The sequence below is a fragment of the Heyndrickxia vini genome, from assembly GCF_016772275.1.
GTDB classification, from domain to species: Bacteria; Bacillota; Bacilli; order Bacillales; family Bacillaceae_C; genus Heyndrickxia; species Heyndrickxia vini.
In genome coordinates, this window is the sequence record NZ_CP065425.1 from 129,078 (window position 1) to 147,821 (window position 18,744).

General features: G+C 38.6%; 33 protein-coding genes and 1 pseudogene. All 34 read left to right on the top strand.

Annotated elements, in window-relative coordinates:
• The first annotated feature begins 5 nt into the window (after positions 1–5).
• Positions 6–1,193 carry an elongation factor Tu gene (gene tuf, locus I5776_RS00665; protein ID WP_202778551.1) on the top strand — a complete coding sequence of 396 codons (1,188 nt, stop codon included), beginning with the start codon at positions 6–8 and terminating at the stop codon, positions 1,191–1,193.
• A 333-nt stretch (positions 1,194–1,526) separates the two neighbouring features.
• The gene (rpsJ, locus tag I5776_RS00670; protein WP_025729837.1) at positions 1,527–1,835 is read left to right on the top strand and encodes a 30S ribosomal protein S10; all 309 of its coding nucleotides are present in this window, start codon (positions 1,527–1,529) and stop codon (positions 1,833–1,835) included.
• 37 nt (positions 1,836–1,872) lie between these two features.
• Positions 1,873–2,502: a 50S ribosomal protein L3 gene (gene rplC / locus I5776_RS00675; protein ID WP_202778552.1), complete on the top strand. Its 630-nt coding sequence runs from the start codon at positions 1,873–1,875 to the stop codon at positions 2,500–2,502.
• Between the two features lie 29 nt (positions 2,503–2,531).
• Positions 2,532–3,155: a 50S ribosomal protein L4 gene (gene rplD / locus I5776_RS00680; RefSeq protein ID WP_202778553.1), complete on the top strand. Its 624-nt coding sequence runs from the start codon at positions 2,532–2,534 to the stop codon at positions 3,153–3,155.
• Positions 3,155–3,439 carry a 50S ribosomal protein L23 gene (gene rplW, locus I5776_RS00685; RefSeq protein WP_202778554.1) on the top strand — a complete coding sequence of 95 codons (285 nt, stop codon included), beginning with the start codon at positions 3,155–3,157 and terminating at the stop codon, positions 3,437–3,439. Before rplD ends, rplW begins: the two co-directional genes overlap by 1 nt.
• A 38-nt stretch (positions 3,440–3,477) precedes the next feature.
• Positions 3,478–4,308, top strand: coding sequence for a 50S ribosomal protein L2 (rplB, locus tag I5776_RS00690; protein WP_202778555.1), 831 nt, complete (start codon positions 3,478–3,480; stop codon positions 4,306–4,308).
• A 60-nt stretch (positions 4,309–4,368) separates the two neighbouring features.
• Complete coding sequence (gene rpsS, locus I5776_RS00695; RefSeq protein WP_202778556.1) at positions 4,369–4,647, top strand: 30S ribosomal protein S19; 279 nt, start codon at positions 4,369–4,371, stop codon at positions 4,645–4,647.
• Between the two features lie 18 nt (positions 4,648–4,665).
• On the top strand, positions 4,666–5,007 hold the full coding sequence (gene rplV / locus I5776_RS00700) for a 50S ribosomal protein L22 (protein ID WP_066226682.1): 342 nt from the start codon (positions 4,666–4,668) through the stop codon (positions 5,005–5,007).
• 3 nt (positions 5,008–5,010) lie between these two features.
• Positions 5,011–5,667 (top strand): 30S ribosomal protein S3, encoded by a 657-nt coding sequence (gene rpsC / locus I5776_RS00705; protein ID WP_066226684.1) that lies wholly within the window; start codon positions 5,011–5,013, stop codon positions 5,665–5,667.
• A 2-nt stretch (positions 5,668–5,669) separates the two neighbouring features.
• Positions 5,670–6,104: a 50S ribosomal protein L16 gene (gene rplP, locus I5776_RS00710; protein WP_066226686.1), complete on the top strand. Its 435-nt coding sequence runs from the start codon at positions 5,670–5,672 to the stop codon at positions 6,102–6,104.
• A complete protein-coding gene (rpmC, locus tag I5776_RS00715; protein ID WP_003351417.1) occupies positions 6,094–6,297 on the top strand; it encodes a 50S ribosomal protein L29 in 204 nt (67 codons plus the stop codon). The genes rplP and rpmC overlap by 11 nt, the downstream gene beginning before the upstream one ends.
• Positions 6,298–6,317: 20 nt before the next feature.
• Entirely contained in the window at positions 6,318–6,581 is a 264-nt protein-coding gene (gene rpsQ / locus I5776_RS00720; protein WP_066226688.1) for a 30S ribosomal protein S17, read from the top strand.
• A gap of 43 nt (positions 6,582–6,624) precedes the next feature.
• Positions 6,625–6,993, top strand: a complete 369-nt coding sequence (rplN, locus tag I5776_RS00725) for a 50S ribosomal protein L14 (RefSeq protein WP_066226690.1) — start codon at positions 6,625–6,627, stop codon at positions 6,991–6,993.
• A 37-nt stretch (positions 6,994–7,030) separates the two neighbouring features.
• A complete protein-coding gene (rplX, locus tag I5776_RS00730) occupies positions 7,031–7,342 on the top strand; it encodes a 50S ribosomal protein L24 (RefSeq protein ID WP_202778557.1) in 312 nt (103 codons plus the stop codon).
• 26 nt (positions 7,343–7,368) lie between these two features.
• Positions 7,369–7,908, top strand: coding sequence for a 50S ribosomal protein L5 (gene rplE, locus I5776_RS00735; RefSeq protein WP_202778558.1), 540 nt, complete (start codon positions 7,369–7,371; stop codon positions 7,906–7,908).
• Between the two features lie 24 nt (positions 7,909–7,932).
• The gene (locus I5776_RS00740; protein ID WP_055737812.1) at positions 7,933–8,118 is read left to right on the top strand and encodes a type Z 30S ribosomal protein S14; all 186 of its coding nucleotides are present in this window, start codon (positions 7,933–7,935) and stop codon (positions 8,116–8,118) included.
• 29 nt (positions 8,119–8,147) lie between these two features.
• Complete coding sequence (gene rpsH / locus I5776_RS00745) at positions 8,148–8,546, top strand: 30S ribosomal protein S8 (protein WP_066226694.1); 399 nt, start codon at positions 8,148–8,150, stop codon at positions 8,544–8,546.
• 29 nt (positions 8,547–8,575) lie between these two features.
• A complete protein-coding gene (gene rplF, locus I5776_RS00750) occupies positions 8,576–9,112 on the top strand; it encodes a 50S ribosomal protein L6 (protein WP_202778559.1) in 537 nt (178 codons plus the stop codon).
• 35 nt (positions 9,113–9,147) lie between these two features.
• Positions 9,148–9,510 carry a 50S ribosomal protein L18 gene (gene rplR, locus I5776_RS00755; RefSeq protein WP_202778560.1) on the top strand — a complete coding sequence of 121 codons (363 nt, stop codon included), beginning with the start codon at positions 9,148–9,150 and terminating at the stop codon, positions 9,508–9,510.
• A 21-nt stretch (positions 9,511–9,531) separates the two neighbouring features.
• Positions 9,532–10,032, top strand: a complete 501-nt coding sequence (gene rpsE, locus I5776_RS00760; RefSeq protein WP_066226700.1) for a 30S ribosomal protein S5 — start codon at positions 9,532–9,534, stop codon at positions 10,030–10,032.
• 13 nt (positions 10,033–10,045) lie between these two features.
• A complete protein-coding gene (gene rpmD / locus I5776_RS00765) occupies positions 10,046–10,228 on the top strand; it encodes a 50S ribosomal protein L30 (RefSeq protein WP_066226703.1) in 183 nt (60 codons plus the stop codon).
• A 31-nt stretch (positions 10,229–10,259) separates the two neighbouring features.
• A complete protein-coding gene (gene rplO / locus I5776_RS00770; protein ID WP_202778561.1) occupies positions 10,260–10,700 on the top strand; it encodes a 50S ribosomal protein L15 in 441 nt (146 codons plus the stop codon).
• Positions 10,700–11,992, top strand: coding sequence for a preprotein translocase subunit SecY (gene secY, locus I5776_RS00775; RefSeq protein ID WP_202778562.1), 1,293 nt, complete (start codon positions 10,700–10,702; stop codon positions 11,990–11,992). Before rplO ends, secY begins: the two co-directional genes overlap by 1 nt.
• 65 nt (positions 11,993–12,057) lie before the next feature.
• Positions 12,058–12,711 carry an adenylate kinase gene (locus I5776_RS00780; RefSeq protein WP_202778563.1) on the top strand — a complete coding sequence of 218 codons (654 nt, stop codon included), beginning with the start codon at positions 12,058–12,060 and terminating at the stop codon, positions 12,709–12,711.
• A gap of 25 nt (positions 12,712–12,736) precedes the next feature.
• Positions 12,737–13,140: pseudogene (locus tag I5776_RS21750) on the top strand (M24 family metallopeptidase); the annotation flags it as partial.
• Between the two features lie 50 nt (positions 13,141–13,190).
• Positions 13,191–13,409 (top strand): translation initiation factor IF-1, encoded by a 219-nt coding sequence (gene infA, locus I5776_RS00790; RefSeq protein WP_058005984.1) that lies wholly within the window; start codon positions 13,191–13,193, stop codon positions 13,407–13,409.
• A gap of 34 nt (positions 13,410–13,443) precedes the next feature.
• Positions 13,444–13,557: a 50S ribosomal protein L36 gene (gene rpmJ, locus I5776_RS00795; RefSeq protein WP_058005985.1), complete on the top strand. Its 114-nt coding sequence runs from the start codon at positions 13,444–13,446 to the stop codon at positions 13,555–13,557.
• A gap of 25 nt (positions 13,558–13,582) precedes the next feature.
• Positions 13,583–13,948, top strand: coding sequence for a 30S ribosomal protein S13 (gene rpsM / locus I5776_RS00800; RefSeq protein WP_202778564.1), 366 nt, complete (start codon positions 13,583–13,585; stop codon positions 13,946–13,948).
• Between the two features lie 25 nt (positions 13,949–13,973).
• Positions 13,974–14,363 (top strand): 30S ribosomal protein S11, encoded by a 390-nt coding sequence (gene rpsK / locus I5776_RS00805; protein ID WP_066226714.1) that lies wholly within the window; start codon positions 13,974–13,976, stop codon positions 14,361–14,363.
• Between the two features lie 184 nt (positions 14,364–14,547).
• A complete protein-coding gene (locus I5776_RS00810; RefSeq protein WP_066226716.1) occupies positions 14,548–15,492 on the top strand; it encodes a DNA-directed RNA polymerase subunit alpha in 945 nt (314 codons plus the stop codon).
• 47 nt (positions 15,493–15,539) lie between these two features.
• Complete coding sequence (gene rplQ / locus I5776_RS00815; RefSeq protein WP_202778565.1) at positions 15,540–15,902, top strand: 50S ribosomal protein L17; 363 nt, start codon at positions 15,540–15,542, stop codon at positions 15,900–15,902.
• Between the two features lie 357 nt (positions 15,903–16,259).
• The gene (locus I5776_RS00820; protein ID WP_202778566.1) at positions 16,260–17,099 is read left to right on the top strand and encodes an energy-coupling factor ABC transporter ATP-binding protein; all 840 of its coding nucleotides are present in this window, start codon (positions 16,260–16,262) and stop codon (positions 17,097–17,099) included.
• The gene (locus I5776_RS00825; RefSeq protein WP_202778567.1) at positions 17,075–17,944 is read left to right on the top strand and encodes an energy-coupling factor ABC transporter ATP-binding protein; all 870 of its coding nucleotides are present in this window, start codon (positions 17,075–17,077) and stop codon (positions 17,942–17,944) included. Before I5776_RS00820 ends, I5776_RS00825 begins: the two co-directional genes overlap by 25 nt.
• On the top strand, positions 17,941–18,738 hold the full coding sequence (locus I5776_RS00830; RefSeq protein WP_202778568.1) for an energy-coupling factor transporter transmembrane component T family protein: 798 nt from the start codon (positions 17,941–17,943) through the stop codon (positions 18,736–18,738). The genes I5776_RS00825 and I5776_RS00830 overlap by 4 nt, the downstream gene beginning before the upstream one ends.
• Positions 18,739–18,744 lie beyond the last annotated feature (6 nt).

Here is an 18,744-nt window from a genome sequence, read left to right on the forward strand (position 1 = left end):
TCCTAATGGCTAAAGCGAAATTTGATCGTTCTAAAACACATGCTAACATTGGTACAATTGGTCACGTTGACCATGGTAAAACTACTTTAACTGCAGCAATCACTACAGTTCTTGCAAAAACTGGTGGTGCGGAAGCTCGCGCTTACGACCAAATTGATGGTGCTCCAGAAGAACGTGAACGTGGTATTACTATCAATACTGCACACGTAGAATATGAAACTGCAACTCGTCACTATGCACACGTTGACTGCCCAGGACATGCTGACTATGTTAAAAACATGATCACTGGTGCTGCACAAATGGATGGCGGTATCTTAGTAGTATCTGCTGCTGATGGTCCAATGCCACAAACTCGTGAGCACATCCTACTTTCTCGTAACGTAGGTGTACCATACCTAGTTGTATTCTTAAACAAATGTGATATGGTAGATGACGAAGAATTATTAGAATTAGTAGAAATGGAAGTTCGTGACCTTCTTTCTGAATATGGTTTCCCTGGAGACGATGTTCCTGTAATCAAAGGTTCTGCTCTTAAAGCACTTGAAGGAGACCCAGCTTGGGAAGAAAAAATCACTGAGCTAATGGCTGCAGTTGATGAATTCATTCCAACTCCAGAACGTGACAATGAAAAACCATTCATGATGCCTGTTGAGGATGTATTCTCAATCACAGGTCGTGGTACTGTTGCTACAGGCCGTGTAGAACGTGGTCAAGTTAAAGTTGGGGATGTAGTTGAAATCATCGGTTTAGCTGAAGAAGCAAAATCTACTACTGTAACAGGTGTAGAAATGTTCCGTAAACTTCTTGATTATGCTGAAGCTGGAGATAACATCGGCGCACTTCTTCGTGGGGTTGCTCGTGAAGAAATCCAACGTGGTCAAGTTCTTGCTAAACCAGGAACAATTACTCCACACACTCAGTTCAAAGCTGAAGTTTATGTTTTATCTAAAGAAGAAGGTGGACGTCACACTCCATTCTTCTCTAACTATCGTCCACAATTCTATTTCCGTACTACAGATGTAACTGGTATCGTTCATCTTAACGAAGGTACTGAAATGGTAATGCCTGGCGATAACACAGAAATGAATGTTGAACTAATCTCACCAATCGCGATTGAAGAAGGAACTCGTTTCTCAATTCGTGAAGGTGGACGTACTGTTGGTTCAGGTGTTGTAACTACAATTTCTAAATAATAATTTTAGAACATAGATAAAGCAGGCGGTGACGATCGCCTGCTTTTTTATTTGCCTTTTTGAATCTAAACAATCATTATTTTGCAACAATTACAGAATTACTTGAACAACATTAGATAAGTATGTATAATGTAAAAAGTGTTAAAAACTAAACAAATATCTATTATAGTATTGCATAGTCTATATGTTTTATGTATAATAGAGAATGTTGGTCTTTGACTGCGATGATGTGGGAGGTTGCTGACACACCCGGCCGCTTTGCCATGGCGCGTGTGTGGGAAATTTCCACGGAGAATGTCTATTCTAAAAATAGGCGATAAAGGAGGGAAAATAATGGCAAAACAAAAAATTCGTATTCGTTTAAAGGCTTATGATCACAGAATCCTTGATCAATCTGCAGAGAAAATTGTTGAAACAGCGAAAAGATCTGGTGCTAGCGTGTCTGGTCCGATTCCGCTTCCAACTGAAAAATCTGTATACACAATCTTACGTGCGGTGCACAAATATAAAGATTCTCGTGAACAATTCGAAATGCGCACACATAAGCGTCTAATCGACATCGTAAATCCTACTCCACAAACAGTAGATTCATTGATGCGTTTGGACTTGCCGTCTGGTGTAGATATCGAAATTAAACTTTAATAAATAAAATGTTAATTAATATTAGGAGGTGTGACTCATGACCAAAGGAATCTTAGGAAGAAAAATCGGTATGACGCAAATATTTGCTGAAAATGGTGATCTTATCCCAGTAACTGTTGTTGAAGCAACTCCAAACGTTGTTCTACAAAAGAAAACTATTGAAAATGATGGCTACGAAGCGATCCAATTAGGTTTCGAAGACAAACGTGAAAAGTTATCAAACAAACCGGAAAAAGGTCATGTATCAAAAGCAAATACTGCTCCTAAGCGCTTCATTCGCGAATTCGACGCAGTAAACTCTAGTGAGTATGAAATTGGTCAAGAAGTCAAGGTTGATATTTTTACAGAAGGTGACATCATTGATGTAACTGGAATTTCTAAAGGTAAAGGTTTCCAAGGTGTTATTAAACGTCATGGACAATCTCGTGGTCCAATGGCTCACGGTTCCCGTTATCACCGTCGCCCAGGATCAATGGGTCCTGTTGCTCCAAACCGCGTATTCAAGCAAAAAGCATTGCCTGGACGTATGGGTGGAGAGCAAATTACTATTCAAAACCTAGAAGTTGTTAAAGTAGATGCAGAACGTAATCTTATCCTTGTTAAGGGTAATGTTCCTGGTCCTAAAAAAGCATTGCTTAAAATCAAAACAGCGATTAAAGCAAAGTAATTTAATTATAAAGAAAGGAGGAAACAGGAATGCCGAAAGTAGCTCTATATAACCAAAACGGATCTAAAGTTGGTGATATCGAACTTAATGATTCAGTATTTGGTATTGAACCAAATAATAATGTAATCTTTGACGCTGTAGTTATGCAAAGAGCATCATTACGTCAAGGAACAAGCAAAGTGAAAAACCGCTCTGAAGTACGCGGTGGTGGTCGTAAGCCATGGCGTCAAAAAGGTACTGGTCGTGCTCGTCAAGGTTCTATCCGTTCACCACAATGGCGTGGCGGTGGTACTGTGTTTGGTCCAGTTCCACGTAGCTATAGCTATAAATTACCTAAAAAAGTACGTCGTCTAGCAATTAAATCAGCATTATCTAGTAAAGTGCTTGAAGAGAAAATTCTAGTATTAGAAACTTTAACTTTCGATGCACCGAAAACAAAAGAATTTGCTGCTGTGTTAAAAAATCTTTCTGTAGGCAAGAAAGCTCTTGTAGTTACAGATGGTTCTGACGTAAACGTTGCTCTATCAGCTCGTAATATCCCTGGTATTACTGTTGTAGATGCAAACGGAGTAAATGTATTAGATGTGGTTTCACATGATCAATTGATCATTACAAAAGCCGCTGTTGAAAAAGTAGAGGAGGTGCTTGGTTAATGGATGTACGTGATATCATTAAGCGCCCTGTCATCACTGAACGTTCAACGGACGTAATGGCTGATAAAAAATACACTTTTGAAGTTGACGTAAGAGCAAACAAAACACAAGTTAAAGATGCTGTTGAAGAAATCTTTGGTGTAAAAGTTGCGAAAGTTAACGTAATGAACTACAAAGGTAAATTCAAACGCATGGGTCGTCATGCTGGTTATACTAACAAGCGCCGCAAAGCTATTGTTACGTTAACTACTGACAGTAAAGAAATCGAATTCTTCGAAGTTTAATTCACAAAACTAATGTAAATTGAAGAGGAGGGAAAAAAATGGCGATCAAAAAATACAAACCTACCTCTAACGGACGTCGTGGTATGACTGTATCTGATTTTGCGGAAATCACAACTGATCAACCGGAAAAATCATTACTTGCACCACTTAAAAGAAAAGGCGGCCGTAACAACCAAGGTAAGTTAACAGTTCGTCATCAAGGTGGCGGTCATAAGCGTCAATACCGCATTATCGACTTCAAACGCGATAAAGATGGTATACCAGGACGCGTTGCTACAATTGAGTATGATCCAAACCGTTCATCTAACATTGCTTTAATCAATTATGTAGATGGAGAAAAACGCTACATTCTAGCACCAAAAAACCTTAAAGTGGGCATGGAAGTAGTATCTGGTCCAGAATCAGATATTAAAGTAGGTAACGCTCTTCCATTAGCTAACATTCCAGTAGGTACAGTTATCCACAATATCGAATTAAAACCTGGTAAAGGTGGACAATTAGTTCGTTCTGCGGGTACATCTGCACAAGTTCTTGGTAAAGAAGGTAAATATGTACTTGTACGTTTGAACTCTGGTGAAGTTCGTATGATTCTTGCTACTTGCCGCGCTACTGTTGGTCAAGTTGGTAATGAACAACATGAATTAATCAACATTGGTAAAGCAGGTCGTTCTCGTTGGTTAGGTAAACGCCCAACTGTTCGTGGATCTGTAATGAACCCTAATGACCATCCACACGGTGGTGGTGAAGGTCGCGCTCCTATCGGACGTAAATCACCAATGACTCCATGGGGTAAACCAACACTTGGTTACAAAACTCGTAAGAAGAAAAATAAATCTGATAAATTTATTGTGCGTCGTCGCAAAAAATAACGCGGTTGAACTACGGTTCACGCTAAGGGCCGTAGCACAATCACGAAAGGAGGTTCGACCATGGGTCGCAGCTTAAAAAAAGGACCTTTTGTTGATGAACATTTAATGAAAAAGGTTGAAGTTCAAAACGAGTCAGAAAAAAAACAAGTAATTAAAACTTGGTCTCGTCGTTCTACAATCTTCCCAGCATTTATCGGAAATACGATTGCTGTTTATGATGGACGTAAACACGTGCCTGTATACGTTACTGAAGATATGGTAGGTCACAAGCTTGGTGAATTTGCACCAACTCGTACTTATAAAGGTCACGCAAGTGATGACAAGAAAACAAGACGTTAATGAGAGGAGGGCATCCTGATGCAAGCTAAAGCTGTTGCAAGAACAGTTCGTATTGCTCCTCGTAAAGTACGCCTAGTTGTCGATTTAATACGAGGTAAGCAAGCAGGAGAAGCAGTTGCAATTTTAAACTTAACACCTAAAGCTGCTTCACCAGTTGTAGAAAAAGTTTTGAAATCTGCTATTGCTAATGCAGAACATAATTATGATATGGATATTAACAACTTAGTTGTAACTGAGGCTTATGTGAACGAAGGACCAACACTTAAACGTTTCCGTCCTCGTGCGCAAGGACGTGCAAGCCAAATCCTTAAACGTACTAGCCACATTACAATCGTGGTATCAGAAAAGAAGGAGGGATAATTCGTGGGTCAAAAAGTACATCCAATAGGTTTACGTATCGGAGTTATTCGTGACTGGGAATCTAAATGGTACGCTGAAAAAGACTATGCAGATCTTTTACACGAAGACTTAAAAGTACGTGAATATATCGCAAAACGCCTTATTGATGCATCTGTATCTGGCGTAGAAATCGAACGTGCTGCGAATCGCATTAATATTACTATCCGTACTGCAAAACCAGGAATGGTTATCGGTAAAGGTGGTACTGAAGTAGAAGCACTTCGTAAAGCATTGAATTCTTTAACAGGCAAACGCGTACACATCAATATCGTTGAAATTAAAAAAGCTGATATCGATGCGAAGTTAGTAGCTGAAAATATTGCTCGTCAATTAGAAAATCGTGTATCTTTCCGTCGTGCACAAAAACAAGCCATTCAACGTGCTATGCGTGCCGGTGCAAAAGGTATTAAAACACAAGTTTCTGGACGTCTAGGCGGAGCAGATATTGCCCGTGCTGAACACTATAGTGAAGGAACAGTTCCGCTTCATACTTTGCGTGCAGATATCGATTATGCTCATGCAGAAGCAGATACAACTTACGGTAAACTTGGAGTAAAAGTATGGATTTACCGTGGAGAGGTTCTTCCAGCGAAGAAAAAATCTGAGGAAGGAGGAAAATAATCATGTTATTACCTAAACGCGTTAAATATCGCCGTGAACATCGTGGAAAAATGCGTGGACGTGCAAAAGGTGGCACTGAAGTTGCATTTGGTGAATACGGTTTACAAGCTGTTGAGGCATCTTGGATCACTAACCGTCAGATCGAAGCTGCACGTATCGCCATGACACGTTATATGAAACGTGGTGGTAAAGTGTGGATTAAAATCTTCCCTCACAAGCCATATACTGCTAAACCATTAGAAGTACGGATGGGTTCCGGTAAAGGGGCACCAGAAGGCTGGGTAGCAGTCGTAAAACCTGGTAAAATTATGTTTGAAATTGCTGGTGTTTCTGAAGAAGTTGCACGTGAAGCACTTCGTCTTGCAGCACATAAGCTTCCAATCAAATGTAAATTTGTAAAACGAGAAGAAATTGGTGGTGAAACAAATGAAGGCTAATGAAATTCGTGATTTAACCACTGCCGAAATTGAACAAAAAGTAAAGTCATTAAAAGAAGAATTATTTAACCTACGTTTCCAGTTAGCTACTGGACAACTTGAAAATACAGCTCGCATCCGTGAAGTACGTAAAGCGATAGCTCGTATGAAAACGGTGATCCGTGAAAGAGAGATCGGCGTAAATAATCGATAACGATAGGAGGTCTTGCGAAAATGAGTGAACGGAACCAACGTAAAGTTTATACAGGACGTGTTGTTTCAGACAAAATGGATAAAACAGTTACTGTTCTTGTAGAAACATATAAAAAACACTCACTTTACGGCAAACGCGTGAAATACTCTAAGAAGTTTAAAGCACACGATGAGCAGAATGAAGCAAAAATCGGCGATATCGTTCGCATTATGGAAACACGTCCATTATCAGCGACAAAACGTTTCCGTCTTGTTGAAGTCGTTGAAAAGGCCGTTATTATCTAATAGAATGTTTCGGATTAGTTTTTCCGAAGGGAGGTAAACCATAATGATTCAACAAGAATCTCGTTTAAAAGTTGCTGACAACTCTGGTGCAAGAGAAGTTTTAACAATTAAAGTTTTAGGTGGATCTGGTCGTAAAACAGCTAACATCGGTGATGTTATCGTTTGTACAGTGAAACAAGCAACACCAGGAGGCGTTGTTAAAAAAGGTGAAGTTGTTAAGGCTGTAGTTGTTCGTACTAAGAGTGGTGTCCGCCGTCCGGATGGATCATATATTCGTTTTGATGAGAATGCATGTGTAATTATCCGTGATGATAAGAGCCCTCGTGGAACTCGTATCTTCGGACCAGTTGCTCGTGAACTTCGTAATAACAATTTTATGAAAATCGTATCCTTAGCTCCGGAAGTTCTTTAATTATAATTGATTCGTAAACCAAGGAGGTGCGATTAAGATGCATGTTAAAAAAGGCGATAAAGTAATGGTTATCACTGGTAAAGATAAAGGAAAAACAGGTGTTATTTTAGCAGCTTTTCCTAAAAAAGACCGTGTAATCGTTGAAGGTGTTAACATCGTGAAAAAGCACTCAAAGCCATCACAAGCTAATCCACAAGGTGGAATTGTTAACTTTGAAGCAGCTATTCACGTATCTAATGTAATGTTAGTAGATCCTAAAACAAACGAACCAACACGTGTTGGTTATCAAGAAGTTAACGGTAAAAAAGTACGTGTAGCAAAAAAATCTGGTGAAGTTTTAGATAAATAGTTTTTAGAAGAAGGGAGGTACACGACATGAACCGCCTAAAGGAAAAATATGAAAAGGAATTAGCTCCAGCTTTAGTGAGCAAATTCAATTATAAATCTGTAATGCAAGTACCAAAAATTGAAAAAATCGTTATCAACATGGGTGTTGGTGATGCTGTTCAAAACGCAAAAGTTTTAGACAATGCGGTTGAAGAACTTGCAATTATCACTGGACAAAAACCAGTTGTAACAAAAGCGAAAAATTCTATTGCAGGATTCCGTCTTCGTGAAGGAATGCCTATCGGTGCGAAAGTTACACTTCGTGGCGAACGCATGTATCAATTCTTAGACAAACTAATTTCAGTTTCTCTTCCACGTGTACGTGACTTCCGCGGTATCTCAAAGAAAGCATTTGATGGTCGTGGAAACTATACACTTGGTGTAAAAGAACAGCTTATCTTCCCTGAAATTGATTACGATAAAGTGAGTAAAGTACGTGGTATGGATATCGTTATCGTAACAACTGCAAACACAGACGAAGAAGCTCGTGAATTATTAACTCAACTCGGAATGCCATTCCAAAAGTAATCGCTAAAAAAGGGAGGCGAAAACGTGGCTAAAAAATCTATGATCGTGAAACAAAAGCGCACACCAAAGTTTGAAGTGCAAGCTTACACACGTTGCGAACGTTGTGGCCGTCCACATTCAGTAATTCGCAAATTCAAACTTTGCCGTATTTGTTTCCGTGAACTTGCATATAAGGGTCAAATTCCTGGCGTTAAAAAAGCTAGCTGGTAAACCCCGAAATTGGGAAGGAGGTTAATATAATGGTAATGACAGATCCAATTGCAGATTTGCTTACTCGTATTCGTAATGCAAACATGGTGCGTCACGAAAAACTAGAAGTTCCTGCTTCTAAAATCAAAAAAGAAGTTGCTGAAATTCTTAAGCGCGAAGGTTTTATTCGTGATGTTGAATTCATCGAAGATAATAAACAAGGTATCATTCGGATCTTTTTGAAATATGGTGCGAACAATGAACGTGTAATCACTGGTATTAAACGTATTAGTAAGCCAGGTTTACGTGTATATGCAAAAGCAAACGAAGTTCCAAAAGTATTAAACGGTCTTGGAATCGCAATCGTTTCTACTTCTCAAGGCGTACTTACTGATAAAGACGCTCGTAACAAACAAGTTGGCGGAGAAGTATTAGCGTACGTTTGGTAATACTAAGGTATGAATGGAGGTGCAATAGAATGTCACGTGTAGGTAAAAAACCTATTGAAATTCCTTCTGGTGTAACAGTTACATTAGATGGAAGCAACGTTACTGTTAAGGGACCTAAAGGTGAACTTACTCGCAGTTTTAGCCCTGACATTACAATCAATATTGAAGAGAACGTAATTAACATCACTCGTCCATCTGATGCAAAAGAACACCGTGCGTTACATGGTACAACTCGTGCATTATTAGCTAACATGGTTGAAGGTGTATCTAAAGGATTTGAAAAATCCCTAGAATTAATCGGGGTTGGATATCGTGCTCAAAAACAAGGCAACAAACTTGTTCTTAACGTAGGTTATTCACATCCAGTTGAATTCGAAGCAGAAGACGGACTTGAAATTGAAGTTCCTGCGAACACAAAAGTTATTGTAAAAGGTACTAGCAAAGAGCGCGTTGGTGCATTAGCTGCCAATATTCGTGGTGTTCGTCCACCTGAACCTTATAAAGGTAAAGGGATTCGTTATGAAGGCGAATATGTACGTAGAAAAGAAGGTAAAACTGGTAAATAATGCGGCTTAAGGCTAAAAGAAAGGAGTGACCTCGGGTGATCACTAAGCCAGATAAAAATAAAGTACGTAAGAAAAGACATGCTCGTGTACGTGCTAAATTAAGTGGTACAACGACACGTCCTCGTTTAAACGTATATCGTTCTAATAAAAATATTTATGCTCAGTTGATCGATGATTTAAATGGTGTAACTTTAGCTAGTGCTTCTACATTAGATAAAGAACTTAACCTTGAATCTAACAGCAACATTGATGCAGCACAAAAAGTTGGCGAATTAATCGCAAAACGTGCGGTTGAAAAAGGCGTTAAAGCAGTAGTTTTTGACCGTGGTGGATACCTTTACCACGGACGTATTAAAGCACTAGCTGACGCTGCCCGTGAAAACGGCTTAGAATTTTAATAAAAAAGGAGGGACAAATACATGCGTCACATTGATCCTAACAAACTTGAATTAGAAGAACGCGTTGTTACTGTTAATCGTGTTGCGAAGGTTGTTAAAGGTGGACGTCGTTTCCGTTTCTCTGCACTTGTAGTTGTAGGTGATAGAAATGGTCATGTTGGCTTCGGTACTGGTAAAGCTCAAGAGGTACCTGATGCAATCCGCAAAGCAGTAGAAGATGCGAAGAAAAACCTAGTAGAAATAGCGATTGTTGGAACTACAATTCCACATGAAGTAATCGGTCGATTCGGAGCTGGCCAAATACTTATGAAGCCAGGTTCTCCAGGTACTGGAGTAATTGCCGGTGGTCCTGTACGTGCGGTACTAGAATTAGGTGGAGTAGCTGATATTACATCTAAATCACTTGGTTCTAATACACCAATTAATATGATTCGTGCAACTATCGATGGTATTAAGCAGTTAAAACGTGCGGAAGATGTTGCTAAATTACGTAATAAATCAGTAGAAGAACTGTTAGGATAAGGAGGGAATTTTAATGGCAAACAAATTAGCAATTACCCTCACTCGCAGTTTGATTGGTCGTCCAGAAAATCAACGTGAAACAGTTAAAGCTCTTGGTTTGCGTAAAGTGAATCAAACTGTTGAGCATGAAGATAATGCTGCAATCCGTGGTATGGTCAATAAAGTTGCTCATCTCGTAACAGTAAAAGAACAGTAATAGAACTTACTAATACAAGGAGGTGCCGACAATGAAACTTCATGAATTAAAACCTGCTGAAGGATCACGAAAAGAACGTAATCGTGTAGGTCGTGGTATTGGTTCTGGTAACGGTAAAACTGCTGGTAAAGGTCATAAAGGTCAAAACGCTCGTTCTGGCGGTGGCGTACGCCCTGGTTTTGAAGGTGGTCAAACACCTTTATTCCGTCGTCTACCAAAACGCGGTTTTACAAACATTAACCGTAAAGACTATGCGATCGTGAATCTTGATGCATTAAATCGTTTTGAAGATGGTACTGAAATTACTCCGGTCCTTCTTATTGAAACAGGAGTAGTTAGCAAAGAGAAAGCAGGAATTAAAATTCTTGCAAAAGGTAAGCTTGAGAAAAAATTATCTGTCAAAGCTCACAAATTCTCCTCTGCTGCTAAAGAAGCTATCGAAGCTGCTGGCGGATCTATTGAGGTGATTTAATGATTAAGACAATCTCCAATTTTATGCGTGTGGGTGATATAAGAAAGAAAATTATATTCACCCTATTAATGTTAGTTGTGTTTAGAATAGGAGCTTATATTCCAGTTCCTGGTGTTGATGCACGTGCATTAGAAGCAAATGACCAATCTGGTTTCTTTAGTATTCTAAATACATTTGGTGGTGGCGCGCTCTATCAATTCTCTATTTTTGCAATGGGAATTATGCCTTACATCACAGCATCAATTATTATCCAGTTATTGCAAATGGATGTAGTTCCTAAATTCACGGAGTGGTCGAAACAAGGTGAAGTGGGTCGACGTAAGTTAGCACAATTTACTCGATACTTCACAATCGTTCTTGGTTTTATTGAAGCAATTGGTATGTCGTATGGTTTCAATACCATGACACAAGGTCAGTTGATTCAAAATCCAGGAATCGGTACTTATTTGACCATTGCAATTGTGTTGACAGCAGGTACCGCATTTTTAATGTGGGTTGGTGAAGAAATTACCGCTAAAGGTGTGGGTAATGGAATTTCAATTCTTATCATGGCTGGGATTGTTGCTCGTATTCCAACGATCGTTGGACAAATTTTTGAACAACAATTAAAAAATGCTGGTCAACAATTATTTATTAAAATTGTTATCTTATTACTAATTGTATTAGTGGTAATTGCAATTGTTGTTGCTGTCGTATTCGTTCAGCAAGCATTAAGAAAAATTCCTATTCAATATGCACAACGTTTAGCAGGGAAAAACCCTGTTGGCGGCCAATCAACACACTTACCATTAAAAGTAAATGCAGCAGGTGTTATTCCGGTTATCTTTGCTGTTTCGTTTATTATCGCTCCAAGAACAATAGCATCCTTCTTTGGATCAAATAATGTCACAGACACTATTACTTGGATCTTTGATTATACGAAACCAGTTGGAATGATCATTTATGTTGCGTTAATTATAGCTTTCACATATTTCTATGCGTTTGTACAAGTAAATCCCGAACAAATGGCGGATAACCTCAAGAAACAAGGAGGGTATATTCCGGGAATTCGACCTGGTAAAAATACTAAGGAGTACTTAACATCTGTTCTGTATCGATTAACATTTGTGGGTTCTATTTTCTTAGCAGTTATTTCTATACTTCCAGTGTTGTTTACGAATTTAGCTGGATTACCACCATCAGCTCAAATTGGTGGAACTAGTTTACTAGTTGTTGTGGGTGTTGCACTTGATACGATGAAACAATTAGAATCACAACTTGTGAAACGTCATTATAAAGGTTTTATCAAATAATTGTTAGTTTTAGGGACAGTCAATTTGTTCCTAAAACTAAAATGAGTCTTGAGGGGGAAGTACTAATGAATTTAGTGTTAATGGGCCTTCCCGGTGCCGGTAAAGGAACACAAGCCGAACGAATCGTAGATAAGTATGCAATCCCTCATATCTCAACTGGAGATATGTTCCGTGCTGCTATGAAAGAAGGAACAGAACTCGGCTTAAAGGCAAAATCGTTTATGGATAAAGGTGAACTTGTCCCTGATGAAGTGACAATTGGCATTGTTCGTGAACGTTTAAGCAAAGATGATTGTCAGAAAGGTTTCTTATTGGACGGTTTCCCAAGAACTGTTCCACAAGCAGAAGCACTTGAAGCAATTCTTAGCGATCTTAATAAAAAGATTGATTACTGTATAAATATTAATGTGGATAAAGATATCTTGATGGGAAGACTTACTGGTCGACGCATTTGTAAAAATTGCGGAGCAACGTACCATCTTGAATTCAACCCACCTAAAGAAGCAGGAACTTGTGACCGATGTGGCGGAGAGCTATATCAACGTGCTGATGATAATGAAGAAACGGTTCAAAACCGTTTGGATGTTAACATCAAACAAACAAAACCCCTTCTTGATTTTTATGCAGGAAAAGGCTATTTACAAACGATTGATGGCGAACAAGATATTAACAAAGTATTTGCTGATATCGACAAATTGCTTGCTGTAATCAAGAACTAATAAAAATTACTTCTGATGTTCGTAAGAATTGGATGTAATTACTGAAAAATTTATTCGCAAGTTTGATGCAATTCCTTCATATAAAGGGTATAATGGATTTCGTGGCTTTTGTCATTAAAGTAATTCTCGAAATTCTACCATGAGATGAAGGTAACATTTTAACAATAGATATTTATATCCTGTTGATAAAATAGATGAAGAGGCGCGAAAAGGCTCGCGGATGTGAAAGAGATCTCTCTCTATCATGGCTGAAATGAGTGAAAGCCTGGTGTGCGTCTTTCGAACATCTCTCATGCGATTCAAAACTTTGTAAAAAATCATGGCTTTTCTATCGTTCGCGAGTATGCTGGACATGGGATTGGTCAAGAATTACATGAAGACCCACTATTACCTCATTATGGACCGCCTACCATAGGCACTCGCGTAAAAGTGGTAAAAGTTTGTAGTCCATAAATGTAAGAAGAAGGGAGACGGGTTCGATGGCGAAAGACGATGTTATCGAGGTTGAAGGTACTGTTAGTGAAACTTTGCCTAATGCAATGTTTAAGGTAGAATTAGAGAATGGTCATACTGTTCTTGCACATGTTTCTGGAAAAATTAGAATGCATTTCATTCGTATTTTACCAGGGGATAAAGTAACAGTTGAACTTTCTCCATATGATTTAACTCGCGGAAGAATTACGTATCGTTTCAAATAATAATGCACTCCGTACTATTAAGGAGGTAAAAGAGATGAAAGTCAGACCATCAGTAAAACCAATTTGTGAGAAATGTAAAATCATTCGCAGAAATGGTAAAGTAATGGTTATTTGTGAAAACCCAAAACATAAACAAAAACAAGGATAATTTTTAAAGGAGGTGCGCTCTTAATATGGCACGTATTGCAGGTGTAGACATCCCACGTGATAAACGTGTAGTGATCTCTTTAACATATGTCTTTGGGATTGGAAAACCAACAGCCCAAAAGATTTTAGCTGAAGCAGGCGTATCTGAAGATACTCGTGTTCGCGACTTAACTGAGGAAGAATTAAATAAAATCCGTGATATCATTGACAAATTAAAAGTTGAAGGTGACCTTCGTCGTGAAGTTTCTTTAAACATTAAACGTTTAATGGAAATTGGATCATTCCGTGGTCTTCGTCATCGTCGTGGTTTACCAGTTCGCGGTCAAAATACAAAGAACAACGCTCGTACACGCAAAGGTCCTCGTAAGACTGTAGCAGGTAAAAAGAAATAATTAGTAAAGGAGGTTTCATAGTAGTATGGCACGTAAAACAAACACTCGTAAACGTCGTGTGAAAAAGAATATAGAAACAGGTATTGCACACATTCGTTCTACATTCAACAATACAATCGTAACGATTACTGATTCTCATGGTAATGCTCTTGCATGGTCTAGTGCCGGTGCTCTTGGTTTCAAAGGTTCACGTAAATCTACTCCGTTTGCAGCGCAAATGGCAGCAGAAACTGCAGCTAAAGCATCTATGGAACATGGAATGAAAACTCTTGAAGTAACTGTTAAAGGACCTGGTGCAGGTCGTGAAGCTGCTATTCGTGCACTTCAAGCTGCTGGTCTAGAAGTAACAGCTATTAAAGATGTTACACCGGTACCACATAATGGTTGCCGCCCACCTAAACGCCGTCGTGTTTAATTTTTTCTGTATAGAATTTGTATCCATGTCAATAATGGGATATGATATGACAAAAAATACAAAACAGAAATGATTAATCCAGTTGTTGTGCACAAATGGGAATGTAAACATGGGGAATTTCGGTTAGGTCGATTAAATTCTATCTCTGCCGGGGTTTCGACGTTTTGAAGGAGGGTAAATTTGAATGATTGAAATCGAAAAGCCAAAAATTGAAACGGTTGAGGTTAACGATGATGCAAGTTTCGGGAAGTTCGTCGTAGAACCACTAGAGCGTGGATATGGTACAACTTTGGGTAACTCCTTACGTCGTATCCTATTATCCTCACTTCCAGGTGCAGCTGTCACTTCTATACAAATAGATGGGGTCATGCATGAGTTCTCAACAATTGAAGGCGTCGTAGAAGATGTAACATCAATTATTCTTAATATTAAAAAGCTAGCATTGAAAATCTACTCTGACGAAGAAAAAACGTTAGAAATTGATGTGCAAGGAGAAGGAGTTGTCACTGCTGCTGACATCACACATGACAGCGACGTGGAAATTCTTAATCCAGATCTTTACATCGCAACATTAGGGAAAAATGCTCACTTCCGTATGCGTATGTCAGCTGTAACAGGTCGTGGTTATACACCTGCTGAACAGAATAAACGTGAAGATCTTCCGATTGGAGTAATTCCAATTGATTCTATCTATACACCGGTTCAACGTGTAAACTATCAAGTGGAAAATACCCGTGTTGGTCAAGTATCAAACTTTGATAAGTTATCATTAGATGTGTGGACTGATGGAAGCATTGGACCAAAGGAAGCAATTTCTCTAGGTGCAAAGATTCTTACAGAGCACTTAAATATTTTCGTAGGTTTAACCGATGAAGCACAAAATGCTGAAATCATGGTTGAAAAAGAAGAAGATCAGAAGGAAAAGGTTCTTGAAATGACGATTGAAGAACTTGATCTCTCCGTTCGTTCTTATAATTGCCTAAAACGTGCCGGAATCAACACTGTTCAGGAGTTAGCAAATAAAACTGAAGAAGATATGATGAAAGTTCGTAATTTAGGTCGTAAGTCTTTAGAAGAAGTAAAAGCGAAGTTAGAAGAACTTGGTTTAGGCTTAAGAAAAGACGATTGATATAAAAAACTTGATAATATTAATTTTCAACAAGGGAGGGAAACTTCATGGGATACAGAAAACTAGGACGTACTAGTGCCCAACGTAAAGCGTTGCTTCGTGACTTAGCAACTGACCTTATCATCAATGAGCGCATTGAAACTACTGAAGCTCGTGCGAAAGAGTTACGTTCAGTTGTTGAAAAAATGATCACTCTTGGTAAACGTGGTGATTTACACGCACGTCGTCAAGCAGCTGCATTCATCCGTCATGAAATTGCTAATGCTGAAACGAAACAAGATGCTGTTCAAAAATTATTCTCTGACATCGCTACACGTTATCAGGAACGCCAAGGCGGATATACTCGTATCATGAAACTTGGACCTCGTCGTGGTGACGGTGCACCGGTAGTAATTATTGAATTAGTTTAATAGGTATTTACAATGAGGGCAGGACAGTTAGTTATAACTGCTTCTATGCCCTTTTTTTGTAAATATGGGCCTTGCATTCTATTACCATGTTGGCCTTTTGCGCTTAACGCGTCGAAACTTTTATATATGTGATGTATTGAAGCTAATAGAGTGTTACGATGGGTAGTATACATTTATATCTATCCCGTCTAGCTCCTTGCATCCCTCTCCATCTCTAATTATTAGAGGATTTTGTGACCAGGGAACGTACTTACTTCCCCAGGAGAGGGGTGCAGGCTTTTTTGTTTTATAAAGATATAGTTACAAGATAGTTGGAAAATAACACGATTACTCGCTTTGCATAGAGGAGGCTTGAAGATGCCGGAGGAAATTATTTCTATTGAACATGTATATTTTCGTTATCCGGGACAAGATCCGTATGTCTTAAATGATATTTCTTTATCCGTTCAAAAAGGGGAGTGGCTTGCTATTGTTGGCCACAATGGTTCAGGGAAATCCACTTTAGCAAAAATGTTAAATGGCCTTCATTATCCGGAAAAGGGGAGTGTAACGGTTGACCAACTTGCATTATCAGAAGAAACTGTTTGGGAAATAAGAAAAAGAATAGGAATGGTCTTTCAAAATCCCGATAATCAGTTTGTAGGTACAACTGTACAAGATGATGTGGCTTTTGGTTTAGAAAATAATGGTATCCCACAAGAAATAATGGTTGAGCGTGTGAATGATGCTTTGGAAAGAGTGAATATGCTCTCGTTTCTCGATCAAGAGCCACACCATTTATCCGGAGGTCAAAAACAAAGAGTTGCCATCGCAGGTATTATTGCGATCATGCCTAAGGTAATTATTTTGGATGAGGCAACTTCTATGTTAGATCCTAAAGGCCGTCAAGAGGTTTTGGAGACAATAAGGGAATTAAAGGACAAACTTGGTTTGACCGTTATTTCTATCACTCATGACCTAGAAGAGGCATCAAAGGCTGATCGGATGATTGTATTAAATAGAGGCGAAGTTTTCAAAGAAGGCAGGCCAATCGAGATTTTTCAATTAGAAGAAGAACTAGTTCAATTAGGTCTAGATATTCCGTTTACGATAAAAATGGCGAAAAAACTAACAGAATTAGGGATTAATTTTCCAAATACGTACATAACAGAAGAAGAATTGGTGGATGCAATATGGACATTACACTTAAACAAGTAGAATATCGATATCAGGCAAATACCCCTTTTGAAAGATTAGCTATACAAAATATTGATTTAACCATTCCTTCAGGGAGATTTATAGCTATTATAGGTCATACGGGATCAGGGAAATCTACCTTGCTTCAACACTTAAATGCCTTACTTCAGCCTACGAAAGGGCAGGTTCAGATAGGCGATTTTACAATCAATTCGGATAAAAAGGAAAAGAATTTACGAAAGATTCGTCAAAAGGTTGGTATTGTTTTTCAATTTCCGGAGCATCAGCTCTTTGAAGAAACTGTGGAGAAGGATATAAGCTTTGGGCCGATGAACTTTGGAGTCAATAAGGAAGAAGCGAAGAAGCGTGCAAAGGAGCTCGTTCTTCAAGTAGGTTTATCTGAAGAGGTATTGGACAAATCACCTTTTGATTTATCTGGTGGACAGATGAGACGGGTAGCCATTGCTGGAGTACTGGCAATGGAACCAGAAGTGCTCGTTTTAGACGAACCGACTGCTGGATTGGATCCGAGAGGACGAAGAGAAGTGATGGATATGTTTTATCGTCTTCATAAAGATAAACGCTTAACAACAATTCTTGTCACGCATAGTATGGAAGATGCTGCGATATATGCAGATGAAATTATTATTATGCATAAAGGTGAGGTTAAGAGGAAGGGAACGCCAAGAGAAATATTCTCAGAGCCAAAAGAGCTACTTGAACTAGGATTAAATGTTCCTGATGTCGTGAATTTTCAATATCTATTGGAAGAAAAGATGGGTAGTACACTTGGTAAAACATGTTTAACGATTGAAGAACTTTCAGAAGCCATCATGGAACTTCAGACAGTGGGTGAACGGACATGATGGAAAAAATGATTTTTGGTCGTTATGTTCCGACTGATTCTGCAATACATCGGCTAGACCCGCGTTCAAAGTTAATATTCGTCTTTGCATTTATTTGTATTGTCTTTTTGGCTAATAATACGATTACTTATAGTATATTAGCAATTTTTACGCTATCATTGGTGTTTATTTCGAAAATTCCTTTTCGCTTTTTTATAAATGGTTTAAAACCAATTTTATGGTTAATCTTATTTACATTAGTTTTACATTTGTTTTTTACGAAACAAGGGAGTTTAATATTTCATTTAGGTTTTGTGAAAATATATGAAGAGGGATTAAGACAGGGGATTTTTATATCTTTAAGATTTCTCTTGCTTATATTTGTGACATCACTTATGACATTAACGACCACACCTATTTCGTTAACGGATGGTTTAGAAACGTTATTAAATCCATTAAAGAAACTTAAGTTTCCAGTCCATGAATTAGCCTTGATGATGTCAATTTCCTTGCGGTTCATTCCTACCCTAATGGATGAGACGGATAAAATTATGAAGGCTCAGATGGCACGAGGTGTAGATTTTTCTGGAGGTCCAATTAAAGATCGGGTCAAAGCGATTATCCCTTTACTTATTCCTCTGTTTATAAGCTCATTTAAACGGGCTGAAGAATTGGCTATTGCGATGGAAGCAAGGGGCTACCGCGGAGGAGAAGGAAGGACGAAATATCGCCTTTTGGATTGGAAAACAGCTGATTCAATTGCACTCATTTTTTTATTATTTATAACTATTCTTTTAATACTTTTTAGAGCGTGAGGGACT

Bases quoted from the DNA above. Each gene is read 5' to 3' on its own strand.
- tuf (WP_202778551.1), top strand. From the start codon at position 6: ATGGCTAAAGCGAAATTTGATCGTTCTAAAACACATGCTAACATTGGT.
- rpsJ (WP_025729837.1), top strand. From the start codon at position 1,527: ATGGCAAAACAAAAAATTCGTATTCGTTTAAAGGCTTATGATCACAGA.
- rplC (WP_202778552.1), top strand. From the start codon at position 1,873: ATGACCAAAGGAATCTTAGGAAGAAAAATCGGTATGACGCAAATATTT.
- rplD (WP_202778553.1), top strand. From the start codon at position 2,532: ATGCCGAAAGTAGCTCTATATAACCAAAACGGATCTAAAGTTGGTGAT.
- rplW (WP_202778554.1), top strand. From the start codon at position 3,155: ATGGATGTACGTGATATCATTAAGCGCCCTGTCATCACTGAACGTTCA.
- rplB (WP_202778555.1), top strand. From the start codon at position 3,478: ATGGCGATCAAAAAATACAAACCTACCTCTAACGGACGTCGTGGTATG.
- rpsS (WP_202778556.1), top strand. From the start codon at position 4,369: ATGGGTCGCAGCTTAAAAAAAGGACCTTTTGTTGATGAACATTTAATG.
- rplV (WP_066226682.1), top strand. From the start codon at position 4,666: ATGCAAGCTAAAGCTGTTGCAAGAACAGTTCGTATTGCTCCTCGTAAA.
- rplP (WP_066226686.1), top strand. From the start codon at position 5,670: ATGTTATTACCTAAACGCGTTAAATATCGCCGTGAACATCGTGGAAAA.
- rpmC (WP_003351417.1), top strand. From the start codon at position 6,094: ATGAAGGCTAATGAAATTCGTGATTTAACCACTGCCGAAATTGAACAA.
- rpsQ (WP_066226688.1), top strand. From the start codon at position 6,318: ATGAGTGAACGGAACCAACGTAAAGTTTATACAGGACGTGTTGTTTCA.
- rplN (WP_066226690.1), top strand. From the start codon at position 6,625: ATGATTCAACAAGAATCTCGTTTAAAAGTTGCTGACAACTCTGGTGCA.
- rplX (WP_202778557.1), top strand. From the start codon at position 7,031: ATGCATGTTAAAAAAGGCGATAAAGTAATGGTTATCACTGGTAAAGAT.
- rplE (WP_202778558.1), top strand. From the start codon at position 7,369: ATGAACCGCCTAAAGGAAAAATATGAAAAGGAATTAGCTCCAGCTTTA.
- rpsH (WP_066226694.1), top strand. From the start codon at position 8,148: ATGGTAATGACAGATCCAATTGCAGATTTGCTTACTCGTATTCGTAAT.
- rplF (WP_202778559.1), top strand. From the start codon at position 8,576: ATGTCACGTGTAGGTAAAAAACCTATTGAAATTCCTTCTGGTGTAACA.
- rpsE (WP_066226700.1), top strand. From the start codon at position 9,532: ATGCGTCACATTGATCCTAACAAACTTGAATTAGAAGAACGCGTTGTT.
- rpmD (WP_066226703.1), top strand. From the start codon at position 10,046: ATGGCAAACAAATTAGCAATTACCCTCACTCGCAGTTTGATTGGTCGT.
- rplO (WP_202778561.1), top strand. From the start codon at position 10,260: ATGAAACTTCATGAATTAAAACCTGCTGAAGGATCACGAAAAGAACGT.
- secY (WP_202778562.1), top strand. From the start codon at position 10,700: ATGATTAAGACAATCTCCAATTTTATGCGTGTGGGTGATATAAGAAAG.
- I5776_RS00780 (WP_202778563.1), top strand. From the start codon at position 12,058: ATGAATTTAGTGTTAATGGGCCTTCCCGGTGCCGGTAAAGGAACACAA.
- infA (WP_058005984.1), top strand. From the start codon at position 13,191: ATGGCGAAAGACGATGTTATCGAGGTTGAAGGTACTGTTAGTGAAACT.
- rpmJ (WP_058005985.1), top strand. From the start codon at position 13,444: ATGAAAGTCAGACCATCAGTAAAACCAATTTGTGAGAAATGTAAAATC.
- rpsM (WP_202778564.1), top strand. From the start codon at position 13,583: ATGGCACGTATTGCAGGTGTAGACATCCCACGTGATAAACGTGTAGTG.
- rpsK (WP_066226714.1), top strand. From the start codon at position 13,974: ATGGCACGTAAAACAAACACTCGTAAACGTCGTGTGAAAAAGAATATA.
- I5776_RS00810 (WP_066226716.1), top strand. From the start codon at position 14,548: ATGATTGAAATCGAAAAGCCAAAAATTGAAACGGTTGAGGTTAACGAT.
- rplQ (WP_202778565.1), top strand. From the start codon at position 15,540: ATGGGATACAGAAAACTAGGACGTACTAGTGCCCAACGTAAAGCGTTG.
- I5776_RS00820 (WP_202778566.1), top strand. From the start codon at position 16,260: ATGCCGGAGGAAATTATTTCTATTGAACATGTATATTTTCGTTATCCG.
- I5776_RS00825 (WP_202778567.1), top strand. From the start codon at position 17,075: ATGGACATTACACTTAAACAAGTAGAATATCGATATCAGGCAAATACC.
- I5776_RS00830 (WP_202778568.1), top strand. From the start codon at position 17,941: ATGATGGAAAAAATGATTTTTGGTCGTTATGTTCCGACTGATTCTGCA.